Raw genomic sequence first — 14,501 nt, 5'->3', positions numbered from 1 at the left:
CGTCATGGCGCTGCGGGTCGGCGTCGCGCTCGGCGGCACGCCGATCGGCGCACCGATCGTCGGCTGGGTAGCCGACGATGTCGGACCGCGCTGGGCGCTCGGGGTCGGCGCAGCGTCAGGTTTTGCCGCGGCGCTCGTTGCAATCGCAGCACTGCGGACAACGCGGCGAGCGTGATCTCACATGCCCGGCTCGATCGGCTTGTCGACGGCGCCGCCGCTCTCGGCCCAATCCTTGAACGCGCCGACATTGTAGACCTTCTCGTAGCCGAGATCCTTCAGCGTCTTGCCTGACAGGGCCGAGCGCCCGCCGGAGGCGCAATACAGGATCACGGTCTTGTCCTTCGCGAAGTTCTTGTCGTGATAGGGCGAGTCCGGATCGGCGCGGAATTCGAGCATGCCGCGCGAGACATGCATCGCACCGGCGACCTTGCCGCTCTTTTCGACCTCCGGCGCATCGCGCACGTCGACCACGAGCACGTTGCCCTTCGCAATCATGTCGCGCGCCTCCGCGGGCGTGATCTTCGGCACCGCTGCATTGGCCGCCGCCAGCATCTCCTTGACGCTTGATGACATCGCAAACCCTCCACCGTTGAAGTCCGTGGCCGCCGGCATTCCTGGCGGGAACGGCGGACCGAACATAGCCGGCCGGGCGGCCGCAGTCGCGCGTTGTAAGATGACCAAGAGGGAGTGATAGTTATGTCCACATGTTGGACAATATTTATCGATATATGAATTTAATGGACACGAGATATATGTTGAGCCATCATTCGCAGCATGGCCCCTTTAACCCGACCAAAGCCGTCGCTCGTCTCGCTGTCGTCAGCTGAAGCCGTGCTGGCCGAAAGCGCCGGCGATGCGGCCTTCGCCACCACGCTGGCGAAGGGCCTCGTGGTGCTGGAGGCGTTCAAGGCCGACGCCCGCCTGCTCGGCAACATGGAAATCTCGGTCCGCACTGGCATTCCGCGGCCGACCGTAGCGCGGCTGACGCACACGCTCGCCGAGCTCGGCTATCTCCATTACGACCGCGATCTCGCCAAATACCGCGTCGGCATTCGGGCGCTGCACATGGCACATCCGCTGCTCGCCGACATGCCGTTCCGGCAGCTCGCACGTCCCCTGATGCAGGAGTTCGCGCAGAGCGTCCGTGGCACTGTCTCGATCGGCGTGCTCGACGGCACCGCGATGGTCTATGTCGAGACCGCACGCTCCGGCGACGTCGGTCCGCACACGCCCGACATCGGCATGCCGATCCCGGTGGCCCCGACCGCGATGGGTCGCGCTGCCGCAGCGATCCTTCCCGCTCCGGACGGTGCGGCGCTGGACGCACGGTTGCAGGCTGTGGACGCTGAGCACTGGTCCGATTTCGGCGCGCTCTATCGCCGGGGCCTCGCGCAATGTGCCGAGCAGGGCTTCTGCACTTGTTTCGGCGAATACATGGCCTCGATCCACGCTGTGGCCGCACCGCTGTTCTATGCGCCGGGCGCCAAGCGCGCCTTCTCCATCAACTGCGGCATCCCCGCATTTCGCCTCAACTCCGGCCAGCTCGAGGCCGAGATCGGTCCGCGCATCCGGGCGCTGGCCGGCAGCATCCGCGCTCTCATCAATGAGGACGAACCTGTGATCATCAGGCGCGAGCCGCAGCCGGCCAGCTTCGCTGAAGTCCACGGAGACAGATAGTTACCAATGCCCGGTCCGCTTGCAGGCCTCAAGGTCCTCGATATCGCCACCATCATCGCGGCGCCGTTTGCCGCGACGCTGCTGGCGGACTACGGCGCCGACGTGCTCAAGATCGAGATGCCCGGCCACGGCGATGGCGTGCGCACGTTTCCGCCGTTCAAGGACGGCAAGCCGCTGTGGTGGAAGACGGCAAATCGCAATAAGCAGTTCGCCACCCTCGATCTGCGCACGCCGGACGGCCTTGTGCTGTTCAAGCAGCTGCTGCCGCGCTTCGACGTGCTGATCGAGAATTTCCGCCCCGGCACGCTCGATCGCTGGGGCCTGTCTAAGGAGGTGCTGTGGTCGATCCAGCCGCGCCTCGTTATCCTGCGCGCCACGGCCTTCGGCCAGGACGGTCCCTACAAGGACCGACCGGGCTTTGCCCGCATCTTCGAGGCCATGGGCGGGCTCACCTACATCACGGGCGAGGCGGACGGCGAGCCGACCCACCCGGGTTACCCGATCGGTGACGCGATCGGTGGCGTGTTTGGCGCACTCGGCGTGCTGGCTGCGCTTTGGAAGCGCGCCCGTGATCCCAACGCTCCGGGCGAGGAGATCGATCTAGCGCTGACCGAGGCGGTTTTCCGGTTGCTCGACGTGCTGCCGGTCGAGCACGACCAACTCGGTTTTTCGCGCAGCCGCATCGGCAACGCCAACGGCTATTCGGCGCCGGCGGCGGTCTATCGCACCCGCGACGATCGCTGGGTGACGCTGGCCGGCTCGACCAATGCGCTCTATGCGGCGAATTGCCGGGCGATCGACCGTCCAGACCTGATCGACGATCCGCGCTTCTCCTCGAATGCGCTGCGCGTGCAGCACGCGGCCGAGCTCAACGCGATCTTCGCCGCCTGGTGCGCCGAGCATGATCTCGACAAGGTGGTCACGCGCTTCACGCAGGCAAAGGGCACGATCGCGCCGATCTATGCGATCGACCAGATCGCCGAGGATCCGCAAGCCAAGGCGCGCGAGATGATCACGCGCCTGCCCGACCGCGACTTCGGCTCGGTCGCGGTGTCGAACGTGGTGCCGCGCTTCACGATCGACCCTGCCGAGCTGCGCCACACCGCCGGCGACATCGGCCAGGACAACCGCGATGTCTATCAGGGATGGCTCGGCCTCTCGGAGTTCGAACTGGACGAGCTCGCCCGCAGGAAGGTGATCTGACACTTAACCCGACGTCGGCGCCAACAACGATAACGATGCGCCGACGAACAACGATACGAACAAAACAAGGGACGGCAACGATGGGACAATCAGGCGACAGCGCAGCAGGCGATCCGCAGCGGGCATGGCTGATTGTCGGCATGATGGTCCTGTTCATGCTGATCAACTTCGCCGACAAAGCGGTCATCGGCCTTGCCGCGGGCCCCATCATCAAGGACCTGCATCTCACCAACGGGCAGTTCGGCCAGATCGGCAGCGCCTTCTTCCTGCTGTTCTCGATCTCGGCCGCCGGTGTCGGCTTCATCGTCAACCGCGTTCCGACCAAGCTGGTGCTGGCGGTGATGGCATTGATCTGGGCGGTGACGCAGCTTCCGATGCTCGGCGTGGTGTCGCTGCCGATGCTGCTCGCAAGCCGCATCGTGCTCGGCGCCGGCGAAGGGCCGGCCTTCCCGGTCGCGCTGCACGCCATCTACAAATGGTTTCCGGACGACCGCCGCGCCTTTCCGACCAGCTTCGTCTCGATCGGCGGCCCGCTCGGCATCGGGCTTGCCGCGCCATTGCTGACCTGGATCATCCTGGATTTTGGCTGGCACATGGCGTTCGGCTTTCTCGGCGTGGCTGGCTTCGTCTGGGTCGCGATCTGGGTTGTGCTCGGCAAGGAAGGGCCGCTCGACGCGCATCAGGTCGAGGCGGGCGCCGACGGCCTGGAACAGGTGCCCTATGCGGCGCTGCTGACGTCGCGGACCTTCATCGGCGTCACGCTGGCGGGCTTCTCGGCCTATTGGGCCGTCACCCTGGCCGTCGTCTGGCTGCCCTCCTTCCTCATCAAGGCCGGCGGCTACTCGCCGACCGCGACGGGCTGGATCGTGATGCTGCCGCCGCTGCTGCAGGCGTGCCTGTCGCCGACGCTTGGCTTCCTCTCGCAGCGGCTGCTGGCGCGCGGCGTCTCCAGCCGGGTGTCCCGCGGCATGCTGACCTGCTTCTGCGTGATGCTGGCAGGCACCGCGATGCTGCTGCTGTCGAAATCCGAGAGCGAGCTGGCGCAAATCCCGCTGGTCATGATCGCCTTCGCCGTCGGCAGCGTCACCTACGCGCTCGCTCCGCCCCTGATCGGCGAAATCAGCCCGGTGCATCAGCGCGGCGCCATGCTCGGCATCTGCAACGGCACCTTCACGCTGGCCGGCCTGATCGCGCCCTGGCTGATGGGACATATCGTCGATGTCGGCGCCAACCCGGCGCAAGGCTTCCGCGACGGCTTCATGTTCGCAGGCCTCTTGATCGTTGCCGGCGGCGCGCTCGCGATGATCCTGATCAATCCGAACGGTGATCTCGAGCGCTTCCCGCGCCGCGAAAGCGGCGCCGCCCGAGAGAACGTCCCCGCACTCCAGGCGTAGGCGCTCGGCAAGGAGGAGAGTGATGACGGGTCCGACAGTCACGCGCCGCACCCTGCTGGGCGGCGCCGCCGCGACGTTCGCATGGGGCCATACGGCTGCGTCCCATGCGGAGGACAAATATCCGTCGCGGTTGGTGCGCCTGGTCTCGCCCTATGGCGCCGGCGGCGCCAGCGACATCTCGCTGCGCATCCTGGCCGAAGAGCTCGGCCATCGTCTTGGCCAGCAGTTCATCGTCGAGAACCGGCCCGGCGCAGGCTCGCGGCTCGCCAATGAGCAGGTGGCGCATGCGCAGCCCGATGGCTACACGCTGCTCTACGCGGCCGCGCCCTACGCCACTGCGGAGGCGCTGTTCGGAAAGCTGAGCTACGACTCGCGCAAGGACCTGCGCCCCATTGCCGGCACCGTGATCGCGCCGATCTTCCTGATGATCAGTGCTGAGGCGAGTTTCAAGACGCTCGACGAGCTGATCGCCTACGGCAAGTCCAAACCGGAGGGCCTCACCTTCGCCTCTCCCGGCGTCGGCTCGCAACCTTCCCTGGCCGCCGAGCTGCTGTTTCGCGACGCCGGCGTCAAAGGGCTCAACATCCCGTTCCGCGGCGACTCCATGGCCTATACCGAGTTGCTCGCCGGACGCGTCGACGCGACGCTGACCGCGATCAGCACCGCTCTCCCTTACGTCCAGAGCGGCAAATTCCGCGTGCTCGGCGTGGCCTCGGCCGAGCGCAGCGCGATTTATCCGCAGGCGCCGACCCTGCGCGAACAGGGCTATCCCGACATCGTCGCCGCCGGCTGGTACGGCTTCATGGCGCCGTCAGCGACGCCGCAACCGATCATCGACCGGCTCGAAAGCGAGCTCGGCAGCATTCTCGGTCAGGCAGAGATCAAGCAGAAGCTGTTCGCGCAGGGCCTCGACGTTCGCGTCGACACGACCGAGGCCTTTGGCCGCTTCGTTGCCGCCGAGACCAGCAAATGGAGCGCCGTGATCCACGATGTCGGCATCAAGGCCGAATGAGTTTTCATTTCAACAGCCAAGGACCTAAGCCATGAGAGAGAGGATTTTCACGCTCGCTGCCGCCTCAGTGCTGCTCTGCGCGCTATCGGTTGCAGCCAATGCTGCCGAGAAGAAATACGACACCGGCGCCAGCGACACCGAGATCAAGATCGGCCAGACCGTGCCGTTCAGCGGCCCCGCCTCGGCCTATGCGACGGTGGGCAAGGCGCAGGCCGCCTATATGAAGATGATCAACGACCAGGGCGGCATCAACGGCCGCAAGATCAATCTGATCCAGTATGACGACGCCTACTCGCCGCCGAAGACGGTCGAGCAGGTGCGCAAGCTGGTCGAGAGCGACGAGGTGCTGCTGACGTTCCAGATCATCGGCACCGCGCCGAACGCGGCGGTCGAGAAATATCTCAACGGCAGGAAGGTGCCGCAGCTGTTCGCCGCCACCGGTGCAGCCCGCTTCACCGATCCGAAGCACTACCCCTGGACCATGGGCTTCAACCCGAACTACTTCGTCGAGGGCCGGATCTACGGGCAATACATCCTGAAGGAGCATCCGAACGCCAAGGTCGGCGTGCTCTACCAGAACGACGACCTCGGCAAGGATTATCTCGCCGGCCTCAAGGCCGGGCTTGGCGACAAAGCCGCCGGCATGATCGTCGCGGAAGTGTCCTACGAACTGTCAGATCCCACTATCGATTCCCAGATTCTCAAGATCAAGGATGCCGGCGCCGACCTCGTCTTCAGCGCCACGACGCCGAAACAGGCGGCGCAAGCGATCAAGAAGATCGCCGAGCTCGGCTGGCATCCGGTCCATATCGTCGACATCAACGCCAATTCGATGAACGCGACCTTGAAGCCGGCCGGCATCGAGAACGCCAAGGGCCTGATCAGCGTCGGCTACGTCAAGGACCCCAGCGAGCCGGTGTGGAAGGATGATGCAGGCGTGAAGGAATATCTCGCCTTCATGGAGAAGTATTTCCCCGACGGTGATAAGGGCTCGAACTTCAACGTCTACGGCTACATCACCGCCGAGCTGATGGTGAAAGTGCTGCAGCAGTGCGGCGACGACCTCACGCGCGCAAATGTGCTGAAGCAGGCCACCCAGCTCGACCATGTCGCGCTCGGCATGCTGCTGCCCGGCATCAGCATCACGACCTCGCCGACCGATTATCGCGTCAACAAGCAGCTGCAGATGATCCAGTTCGACGGCGAGCGCTGGCAGAACATCGGCGGCATCATCACGGATACGGGGAATGAGTAAGTACGATCAAATGCAAGTTTATGAGCCAGCCTATCCCGCAGTCAGCGGTAGGCTCCCTCTCCCCGTTCTTACGGGGAGAGGGTTGGGGTGAGGGGCAGACGCGCGATCGGTGCGAGTGGTTAGACCGGTGCCCCCTCACCCGGATGTCATGTTCGATGCCATCCGACCTCTCCCCGCAAGCGGGGGAGAGGTTAGCGGCCAGCACGACTAGCGAACGATCCCCGCCAGAAACAGATCGATCGCCTGATCACCCCTGCGCTCGATCTCGTCTGATGCGACGCCCCAGCGCGGCAAATGGCCGTCGATGGCCATGCGGGCGAAGCCATAGACCAGCGCGCGGCCTGTGATCAGCGCCGTCTTCAGGTCGACCGGCCTGAGCTGCCCCTTCGCCTGCGCGGCTTCGAGTATTCGGCCGGTCATCGTGATCAGCTCGCCATTGTCGGCGGACAATGCTTTCGCTCCCTCATGATCGAAATAGCGGCCGGTCGAGATGATCTCGAAATGCGCCGGGTTGCGCAGCGCCCAGCGTAGATACGCCCGGCCGAGCTGCCTGAACTGCAGCAGCGGATCGTCCGCAGGCGCCTCCACCAGCGCAGCCGCGATCTCGGTATTGAAGCGCCGCTGCGCCTCCTCGGCAACCGCGGTCATCAGCGCGTCGCGGCTGGTGAAATGCCGGAATGGCGCGCCGGGCGAGACGCCGGCGCGCCGCGCCGCCTCTCGCACGCTGATATCGTCGGGACCGCCGTCCGCGGCCAGCCGCAGTGCGGCCTCCACCAGCACGCGCCTGAGGTCGCCATGATGATAGGGCTTGGCCTGGACGGCCGATGGGCGCGATTTTACGCGCGTCGTCTTTGCGGATCGGGACATCAATGAAGCTTAGCATCACCCGATCGTGAATGTAATCGTTGATTACACCGTTGACCGAAAGCACAGCCCGAAATGTAATTGGTGATTACATTAACTTTCGGAGCGACCGGACATGACCATGCCCAAACGAGACTGGTTCGAAGGCTATCGCCTCCTCTCATTGCTGGCGCTGATCCTGATTGCCCTTTGCCTGTGGCTCGCGGCCATGCGGCACTTCGACACCGACGGCGTGCGCATGGTGGTCCGCTTCACCGCGCGCAGCTCGCTGCTTTTGTTTTGCCTGGCCTTTTCGGCCGCGGCGCTCGCCGGCCTGTGGCCCAATGGCTGGACCCGGTGGTTGTTGCGCAATCGCCGCCAGTTCGGGCTGGCCTTCGCGGCCTCGCACGGCCTGCATGCGCTGGCGCTGGTGGCGTTCGCGCGGCTCGATCCAGTGGCCTTCACTGCCGCCACCAGCCTCGCCTCCTATCTGTTCGGCGGCATCGGTTATGCCGTGATCGTGGCGATGACCGTCACCTCGTTCGACCGCACCGCCGCGGCACTCGGCGCGCGCGGCTTTCGGCTGCTCCATGTGATCGGCGGCTATTACCTGCTGGCGCAGTTTAGCCTGTCGTTCGGCATGCGTATCCCGGGCATGCCGAACTACGCCCTGTTCCTGATCCCGCTTGCTGCCACCCTCATTCTGCGGATCGTCGCATTCGTGACCGCGCCCTCGACAGCCCCAGCAAGCCGACCGGGTGCGACTGCGATCCGCTGACCGGCTTTACTCATCGGCCATCAAGTGGAAGATGCGACCGAGCCGGTGGTGCACCGTCATCACGGCGCGGTCGACGTCGCTGATTAGGCTGTCGCCGAGGATGACGTTGGGGATCTCCCAATTACGGCCCTCGCGCACATGCGGCAGCTCCTGAACGTTGGGCACCCGCGCGGTCTCGCAGCCGGGCTGCTCGCGGATCGCCTCTTCTACCAGCTGCGCCAGCTCGACTCGGTTCTTCCCTATCGTCGTCATCACACCTCGTACGTGCCGGCCGAAAACCAGGCAACGGTTGGAATGTAATGGGTAGCGCGGATCGTCCAGCAAGCGCTACGACAGCACCAGGGGCAGCTCAAGAATGTACATTAAAATACCATTCTTGATGGCTTGCGAGATGATGCGAGATGGACAGGATCGCCGGATCTGAATCAGCTTGCGGCCCTTACCGACTGAAGGCGCTGGCCTTTCGGCATTAGCCAATGCGCCGAAATCCACAAGCGGAGCGATCAGATTGCCATCCGTCGTGGTGTCGCGGGCATCGGGCTCTCGCCCAGCTTCACTGCTATCGAACCAAACTTAATTTTTCGTCTCCACTCCAAGCCCCGGAGTTCTACGGGCGGCCGACCTAACACATTTTTATCGCCGATGGGAAAGCCTTGCAGGCAACGAGCATGCGGCGAGAACCGGACCTGCTACTGCCCGCGTGCAAGGATTCCGGATCCGAACGAGCGCGAGACGTGCAGAAGCCAGAACAGCTCCAACCAGAACACTCGGTCATCTCCGAACTCGAGGATGCAGTCCGCAGCGGCTCCCCCGAGCGGCGCGTCAACACACTTCGCGAGGTCGCCAGCCTGTTCCTGAATGGCGGCGAGCACCTCACCGAGGAGCAGATCAGGGTCTTCGATGATGTGCTGTGCATGCTGGTGGCGCGGGTCGAGACCCGCGCCCGGGCCGAGCTCAGCAGATGCCTGTCGGGCATCGACTACGCACCGGTCGAGCTCATTCAGCGGCTGGCCCACGACGATGAGATCGCGGTCGCCGGCGACGTGCTCACCCATTCCAGCCGCGTGAGCGAGAGCACGCTGGTCGAGGTCGCAACGACCAAGGGCCAGGAGCACCTGATGGCGCTCTCCGGCCGCGCCAATTTGACCGAAGCCGTCACCGATATCATCGTCGACCGCGGCGAAAACCGCGTCATCCGCAAGCTCGCCGGCAACACCACCGCCCGCTTCTCCGAAACCGGCTATTCAGGGATGGTGGTGCGCGCCGAGGCCGACGACGAGCTGACCCAAATCCTCGGCATGCGGGTCGACCTGCCGGTCACGCATCTGCGCGAGTTGCTGCGGCGCGCGACCGATGCGGTGCGTATCCGGCTGCTGGCGGACGCCCCGCAGCACCTGCGGGACGAGATCACGCGGGTCCTGAAGACCTTCGCCGACGCTGCCCGCGGCGACGGCCTCTCGGGCCGCGACTTCACCGCGGCCGAAGAGGCGGTGAAGCGCATGAAGGGATTGAACGAGCTGAACGACGCCTCGCTGGTGTGGTTCGCCGAGGCCAAGCGCTTTTCCGAGATCGCAGCAGGCCTCGGCCTGCTCAACAGCGTGCCGACCGCCACGATCGCCAAGGTGCTGGAAGGCCCGCGTGCCGACCTGGTGCTGATCCCCTGCAAATCGGCGGGACTGAAATGGTCGACCGTGGAGAAGATCCTCTATCACCGCCCGATCAAGCACGGTATCGACACCGGCACGCTCAAGCTCGCCGAGAAGGACTACGCCCGGCTGTCACTCGATACCGCCCAGCGTACGCTGCGTTTCTGGATGGTGCACAACAAGATCGGGAAGTGACCGGCGTGGCGCGTAGTTGCCACGCTCAACAGTAGATCAGACAAAGGTGCACCCTCTCCCCTTGTGGGAGAGGGTGTCGGAGATGCGGAGCATCGAAGGCGGGTGAGGGGTCTCTATCCGCGGAGACAAACCCCGAGCCCGGCTCGCCGCCGCTGTCGCGTCGGCGATCCACCCTCTCCCACAAGGGGAGAGGGTGCCGTCATTGCCGTACGTGTCAGTTCTTGCTCTTGTCGACCAGCGCGCCCTTCTTGATCCACGGCATCATGTCGCGAAGCTTTTCGCCGACCTGCTCGATCGGGTGCTGGGCGAGCTTGGCGCGGGTGGCCTTGAACGAGGACTGGTTGACCTTGTTCTCCAGCATCCAGTCGCGCGCGAAGCGGCCGGACTGGATGTCGTCGAGCACCTTCTTCATCTCCTTCTTGGTCTCGGCCGTGACGATGCGCGGGCCGGTGACGTACTCGCCATATTCGGCGGTGTTGGAGATCGAGTAGTTCATGTTGGCGATGCCGCCTTCATAGATCAGGTCGACGATCAGCTTCACCTCGTGGAGGCACTCGAAATAGGCCATCTCCGGCGCGTAGCCGGCCTCGACCAGCGTCTCGTAGCCGCCCTTGATCAGCTCGACCAGGCCGCCGCAGAGCACCACCTGCTCGCCGAACAGGTCGGTCTCGCACTCTTCCTTGAAGGTGGTCTCGATAATGCCGGCGCGGCCGCCGCCGATCGCCGACGCGTAGGACAGGCCGAGGTCATGGGCGTTGCCCGACGAATCCTTGGCGATCGCGATCAGGCAGGGCACACCGCCACCGCGCTGATATTCCGAGCGCACGGTGTGGCCAGGGCCCTTCGGCGCGATCATCAGCACGTCGAGGTCGGGACGCGGATCGAGCAGATTGAAGTGCACGTTGAGGCCGTGGGCGAACACCAGCGCCGCGCCCTTCTTCATGTTGTCTGCGAGGTGCTCGCGATAGATGTCGCCCTGCAACTCGTCGGGGGTGAGCATCATCACCAGGTCGCCCCACTTGGCGGCCTCGGCGACTTCCATCACCTTGAAGCCGGCGGCTTCCGCCTTCTTGGCCGAGGCTGACCCCTTGCGCAGCGCGATCGCCACGTCCTTGACGCCGGAATCCTTCAGGTTCAGCGCATGGGCATGACCCTGGCTGCCGTAGCCGACGATGACGACCTTCTTGCCCTTGATCAGGTTCAGATCGGCGTCGCGATCGTAGTAAACACGCATAGTCGTTTCCTCTTCGAGTGGTGGCCGGAATCGGCGGGATGATCAGGAACTCGGGTGAGACGCAGACGATGACCGCCCGGCAAAATCCGGGCGTTGTCTAAAGCATTTTAGGGCGGGAGGGAAACCCTCAATCCGCATGACGCCGGCCTCTTTCATGCGTCCATGAACACGGGATACAACGAGGCGAGTAGTAAAACCGCCATCACGATGTTGAAAGCGCGCACCGTGCGCTCGGAGTTGAGCAACGGCCGCAGTGCCGTCCCGAACAACGTCCAGGTGATGGTCGAGCCCACCGCCATCACGAAGCTGATGCCGCTTTGCAGCACGACATTGAGGGGGAAGTGCGCGATCGCCGCATAGGCCGTGATGGTGCCGATCACCATCACCCAGCCTTTGGCATTCACCCATTGAAACAGCGCCGCTCCCCAGAAGCTCATGGGACGGCCGCTCCTGCTCTCTTCCGGCTTGGTCGAGCCTGACATCGCGATCACGACCGCAAGGTAGATCAGATAGGCGGCGCCGAGATATTTCAGGACGGACTGCAGCACCGGGTAGGCAATGAACACAGTGGCGAGCCCGAACCCGACCGCGCCGACCATGAAGGCGAAGCCGAAGCTGACGCCGAGCATATGCGGCACGGTGCGGCGGAAGCCATAGGTGACGCCCGAGGACAGCAGCATTATATTGTTCGGCCCGGGCGTGAACGCCATCACCAGCGCGAAGATCACGAATGCAGAGATCAGCTGTTGCGACATGATTGCTCACGCAGCCTCTGCCGGCTTCTGGGCGAGATAGGTGCCGTGCAGCGGCGCGTGATAATCGGCCGACAGCAAGCTGAAGCCTGTCTCGGTCAGCATCCGCTCCATCACCCAGGCGAAGGTGGAGTTCTCGTCGCGCATGTGGGTGACGACGCTGTCCCGCGCGAAGTCGTGATTCCCGATGTTGAAATCGGCCCATTGCTCGATGCTGCGCTCGGTGCCGTCGGGCATGCCGGTGTAGACGATGTCGCGCAAATAGAAGCTTGCGCCCGGCTTGAGCGCGGCGAAGATGCGCGACAGCGCCACGGCTTTCCAGAAATCCGGCAAATGGTGCAGCGTGAACTCGCTGACGATCAGGTCATAGGAATTGGGCGCGTAGGCGAACGACAACAGCCCCGCGGGCTGGGTGCGCACGACGGCGCGGCGATCGCGGGTGTAGATCTCGGCCAGCGCCAGCATCGCCGGCGAGATGTCGATGGCGTCGACCTCGGCACCCATCAGCGCCGCCTCGCAGGCCAGCACGCCGTTGCCGCAGCCGATATCGGCGACCCGCCAGCCGCGCTTGACGCCCAGCATCCTCAGCGCGCACCGTGCGCGCTTGTCGGCGTCCTCGCCGGCATCGGTGATGCACGCGACGACACTATCCAGGCCGATCCGGCTCCGCTCGTTGTAATACCAGTCGCGCGCCAGCATGACTACATCCCCTCCGATCCCCGTCCGATGGCGGCGACCCCCGTGCGCGACACCTCGACCAGGCCGAGCGGCCGCATCAGGTCGATGAACTGATCGATCTTGCCGCTGTTGCCTGTGATTTCGAACACAAAGCTTTCAGTCGAGGCATCGATCACCCGCGCCCGGAACGCGTCCGCCATCCGCAGCGCCTCGACGCGGTGCTCGCCGGTGCCGCGTACCTTGACCATCGCAAGCTCGCGCTCGATGGCGCGGCCCGACAGCGTCATGTCGACGACGCGATAGACCGGGATCATGCGGTCGAGCTGATGCTTGATCTGCTCGATCACCATCGGCGTGCCCGTGGTGACGATGGTGATGCGCGAGAGATGCTTCTGGCTCTCAGTCTCCGAGACCGTGAGGCTCTCGATGTTGTAGCCACGGCCCGAGAACAGGCCGATCACACGCGCGAGCACGCCGGGCTCGTTCTGCACCAGGATCGACAGCGTGTGGGTCTCGGTCGGATCCTGGCGGTCCTCGATGAAATAGGCCGATGCAGGCTGTGCCATTGGTTTCCTCTTATTCTCTCGTCATACCCGCGAAGGCGGGCATCCAGTACCCACCAGCAGTCGTTAGAAACACAACGGCCGCAGCGCACTGGATCTCCCAGTCAAGCCGGGCGATGACACTGTGTTTGTTGCGCAGGAGTGAACTCATGACACAACCGCCTTCTCGACCGCCGCGCTCTGCATGACCCAAGTCCTGAACAGATCGAAATCGATATTGCCGCCGCTGAGCACGAGACCGACGCGCTTGCCGGCGAGTTTCGTCTTCTCGTGCAGCGCGGCCGCGAGCGGCGCGGCGCCGGCGCCTTCGGCGAGGTTGTGCGTATCGGTCCAGTAGGCGCGGATCGCGGCGGCGATTTCGTCGTCGCTGACCTGCACGATGCGCGATGCGCCTTTCAGGATGATCGCGAGCGCATCCGGATCCGGGCTGCGGGTCGCCATGCCGTCGGCAAGCGTATCGGCGCTGTTTGTATTGACCACGGTCCGCGCCGCGAATGACAGCGCATAGGACGGCGCCAGGGACGATTGCACGCCGACGATTTCGGTCTTCAATCCCAACAGGTCGCGCGCCATGATGCAGCCGCAGATGCCTGAGCCCTGCCCGATCGGTACATAGAGCACATCGAGACCGGATGCAGCGCGAAACAGCTCGAGCGCGTAGGTCGCAACGCCTAGCACCAGGTGCGGATGAAACGACGGCACCATATGCAGGCCATCGCGGACGGCGCGCCTACCGGCCTCTTCCCGCGCTTCCTGGAAGTCATTGCCGTATTCGACCAGATCAGCACCGAACGCCGCCATCGCGCGGTTCTTTTCGACCGAGTTGCCCCGGGGCACGTAGATCGTGACCGGCAGGCCGTGGCGGCGGCCGGCGAAAGCGATGCTCTGGCCGTGGTTACCGCGCGTCGCCGAGATCAGTCCGCGCGTCTCGGGATACGCTAGCTTCACATGATCAACGTAAGTCAGCCCACCGCGCACCTTGAAGGCGCCAGCCGGCGTATGGTTCTCATGCTTGACCACGACATGGGTGCCGAGCCGCTGCGCGAGCAACGGCCAGGCATGTGCAGGCGTCGGCGGCACGGCGGAGGCGACGAGGGCGTGGGCCTGTTCGAGGTCAGCTAGATTGAACATTTGCCAGCCTCTTGTGAATGACAGAAGCGACCACGAGCGCAACGGCACTCCCTCGCCCCGTTCTTACGGGGAGAGGGTTGGGGTGAGGGGCAGCCGCACGAGCGGTCTGCCTCGTGAGACCTGTACCCCCTCACCCGGAT

The 14,501-nt window shown here is 64.5% G+C and carries 15 protein-coding genes and 1 pseudogene; 8 read left to right on the top strand and 8 right to left on the bottom strand.

Annotation, left to right across the window (positions count from 1 at the left end; translation table 11 throughout):
• A pseudogene (locus WA702_RS02565) lies at positions 1-175 on the top strand (MFS transporter); the annotation flags it as partial.
• A 2-nt stretch (positions 176-177) separates the two neighbouring features.
• On the opposite strand, the gene WA702_RS02560 reads toward WA702_RS02565, so the two are convergent.
• Positions 178-573 carry a rhodanese-like domain-containing protein gene (locus WA702_RS02560; protein ID WP_425108957.1) on the bottom strand — a complete coding sequence of 132 codons (396 nt, stop codon included), beginning with the start codon at positions 571-573 and terminating at the stop codon, positions 178-180.
• A 201-nt stretch (positions 574-774) separates the two neighbouring features.
• On the opposite strand from WA702_RS02560, the gene WA702_RS02555 reads away from it, so the two are divergent.
• The 5 genes from WA702_RS02555 to WA702_RS02535 all read left to right on the top strand — a co-directional run bounded on the left by WA702_RS02555 (position 775) and on the right by WA702_RS02535 (position 6,541).
• Positions 775-1,677, top strand: coding sequence for an IclR family transcriptional regulator (locus tag WA702_RS02555; RefSeq protein ID WP_425108956.1), 903 nt, complete (start codon positions 775-777; stop codon positions 1,675-1,677).
• A 6-nt stretch (positions 1,678-1,683) separates the two neighbouring features.
• A complete protein-coding gene (locus WA702_RS02550; protein ID WP_425108955.1) occupies positions 1,684-2,880 on the top strand; it encodes a CaiB/BaiF CoA transferase family protein in 1,197 nt (398 codons plus the stop codon).
• 80 nt (positions 2,881-2,960) lie between these two features.
• Positions 2,961-4,274 carry an MFS transporter gene (locus WA702_RS02545; protein WP_425108954.1) on the top strand — a complete coding sequence of 438 codons (1,314 nt, stop codon included), beginning with the start codon at positions 2,961-2,963 and terminating at the stop codon, positions 4,272-4,274.
• Between the two features lie 22 nt (positions 4,275-4,296).
• Positions 4,297-5,286: a Bug family tripartite tricarboxylate transporter substrate binding protein gene (locus WA702_RS02540; protein ID WP_425108953.1), complete on the top strand. Its 990-nt coding sequence runs from the start codon at positions 4,297-4,299 to the stop codon at positions 5,284-5,286.
• A 31-nt stretch (positions 5,287-5,317) separates the two neighbouring features.
• The gene (locus WA702_RS02535) at positions 5,318-6,541 is read left to right on the top strand and encodes an ABC transporter substrate-binding protein (RefSeq protein WP_425108952.1); all 1,224 of its coding nucleotides are present in this window, start codon (positions 5,318-5,320) and stop codon (positions 6,539-6,541) included.
• Between the two features lie 207 nt (positions 6,542-6,748).
• Here WA702_RS02535 and WA702_RS02530 read toward each other — a convergent pair whose 3' ends face one another.
• On the bottom strand, positions 6,749-7,408 hold the full coding sequence (locus WA702_RS02530) for a TetR/AcrR family transcriptional regulator (RefSeq protein WP_425108951.1): 660 nt from the start codon (positions 7,406-7,408) through the stop codon (positions 6,749-6,751).
• Between the two features lie 112 nt (positions 7,409-7,520).
• Between WA702_RS02530 and WA702_RS02525 the strand changes: the two genes are divergently transcribed.
• Positions 7,521-8,162 carry a hypothetical protein gene (locus WA702_RS02525; RefSeq protein WP_425108950.1) on the top strand — a complete coding sequence of 214 codons (642 nt, stop codon included), beginning with the start codon at positions 7,521-7,523 and terminating at the stop codon, positions 8,160-8,162.
• A 6-nt stretch (positions 8,163-8,168) separates the two neighbouring features.
• On the opposite strand, the gene WA702_RS02520 is transcribed toward WA702_RS02525, so the two are convergent.
• Complete coding sequence (locus WA702_RS02520; RefSeq protein WP_425108949.1) at positions 8,169-8,414, bottom strand: hypothetical protein; 246 nt, start codon at positions 8,412-8,414, stop codon at positions 8,169-8,171.
• Positions 8,415-8,896: 482 nt separating this feature from the next.
• On the opposite strand from WA702_RS02520, the gene WA702_RS02515 reads away from it, so the two are divergent.
• Positions 8,897-10,003 (top strand): DUF2336 domain-containing protein, encoded by a 1,107-nt coding sequence (locus WA702_RS02515; RefSeq protein WP_425108948.1) that lies wholly within the window; start codon positions 8,897-8,899, stop codon positions 10,001-10,003.
• 214 nt (positions 10,004-10,217) lie between these two features.
• Here the strand turns inward: WA702_RS02515 and ilvC are convergent, their stop codons facing one another.
• The 5 genes from ilvC to WA702_RS02490 all read right to left on the bottom strand — a co-directional run bounded on the left by ilvC (position 10,218) and on the right by WA702_RS02490 (position 14,361).
• The gene (ilvC, locus tag WA702_RS02510) at positions 10,218-11,237 is read right to left on the bottom strand and encodes a ketol-acid reductoisomerase (protein ID WP_425108947.1); all 1,020 of its coding nucleotides are present in this window, start codon (positions 11,235-11,237) and stop codon (positions 10,218-10,220) included.
• Between the two features lie 152 nt (positions 11,238-11,389).
• Positions 11,390-11,992 carry a LysE family translocator gene (locus WA702_RS02505; protein WP_425108946.1) on the bottom strand — a complete coding sequence of 201 codons (603 nt, stop codon included), beginning with the start codon at positions 11,990-11,992 and terminating at the stop codon, positions 11,390-11,392.
• 6 nt (positions 11,993-11,998) lie between these two features.
• On the bottom strand, positions 11,999-12,688 hold the full coding sequence (locus WA702_RS02500) for a class I SAM-dependent methyltransferase (RefSeq protein WP_425108945.1): 690 nt from the start codon (positions 12,686-12,688) through the stop codon (positions 11,999-12,001).
• 2 nt (positions 12,689-12,690) lie between these two features.
• Positions 12,691-13,233: an acetolactate synthase small subunit gene (ilvN, locus tag WA702_RS02495; RefSeq protein WP_425108944.1), complete on the bottom strand. Its 543-nt coding sequence runs from the start codon at positions 13,231-13,233 to the stop codon at positions 12,691-12,693.
• 144 nt (positions 13,234-13,377) lie between these two features.
• A complete protein-coding gene (locus WA702_RS02490) occupies positions 13,378-14,361 on the bottom strand; it encodes a threonine dehydratase (RefSeq protein WP_425108943.1) in 984 nt (327 codons plus the stop codon).
• Positions 14,362-14,501: the final 140 nt, after the last annotated feature.

This window comes from Bradyrhizobium sp., from assembly GCF_049798375.1.
Taxonomy (GTDB): Bacteria; Pseudomonadota; Alphaproteobacteria; order Rhizobiales; family Xanthobacteraceae; genus Bradyrhizobium.
This window is presented reverse-complemented; position numbering and strand designations above follow the sequence as displayed.

Excerpts from the sequence above, each read along its gene's own strand:
- WA702_RS02560 (WP_425108957.1), bottom strand. The coding sequence starts at position 573 with ATGTCATCAAGCGTCAAGGAGATGCTGGCGGCGGCCAATGCAGCGGTG.
- WA702_RS02555 (WP_425108956.1), top strand. The coding sequence starts at position 775 with ATGGCCCCTTTAACCCGACCAAAGCCGTCGCTCGTCTCGCTGTCGTCA.
- WA702_RS02550 (WP_425108955.1), top strand. The coding sequence starts at position 1,684 with ATGCCCGGTCCGCTTGCAGGCCTCAAGGTCCTCGATATCGCCACCATC.
- WA702_RS02545 (WP_425108954.1), top strand. The coding sequence starts at position 2,961 with ATGGGACAATCAGGCGACAGCGCAGCAGGCGATCCGCAGCGGGCATGG.
- WA702_RS02540 (WP_425108953.1), top strand. The coding sequence starts at position 4,297 with ATGACGGGTCCGACAGTCACGCGCCGCACCCTGCTGGGCGGCGCCGCC.
- WA702_RS02535 (WP_425108952.1), top strand. The coding sequence starts at position 5,318 with ATGAGAGAGAGGATTTTCACGCTCGCTGCCGCCTCAGTGCTGCTCTGC.
- WA702_RS02530 (WP_425108951.1), bottom strand. The coding sequence starts at position 7,408 with ATGTCCCGATCCGCAAAGACGACGCGCGTAAAATCGCGCCCATCGGCC.
- WA702_RS02525 (WP_425108950.1), top strand. The coding sequence starts at position 7,521 with ATGACCATGCCCAAACGAGACTGGTTCGAAGGCTATCGCCTCCTCTCA.
- WA702_RS02520 (WP_425108949.1), bottom strand. The coding sequence starts at position 8,414 with ATGACGACGATAGGGAAGAACCGAGTCGAGCTGGCGCAGCTGGTAGAA.
- ilvC (WP_425108947.1), bottom strand. The coding sequence starts at position 11,237 with ATGCGTGTTTACTACGATCGCGACGCCGATCTGAACCTGATCAAGGGC.
- WA702_RS02505 (WP_425108946.1), bottom strand. The coding sequence starts at position 11,992 with ATGTCGCAACAGCTGATCTCTGCATTCGTGATCTTCGCGCTGGTGATG.
- WA702_RS02500 (WP_425108945.1), bottom strand. The coding sequence starts at position 12,688 with ATGCTGGCGCGCGACTGGTATTACAACGAGCGGAGCCGGATCGGCCTG.
- ilvN (WP_425108944.1), bottom strand. The coding sequence starts at position 13,233 with ATGGCACAGCCTGCATCGGCCTATTTCATCGAGGACCGCCAGGATCCG.
- WA702_RS02490 (WP_425108943.1), bottom strand. The coding sequence starts at position 14,361 with ATGTTCAATCTAGCTGACCTCGAACAGGCCCACGCCCTCGTCGCCTCC.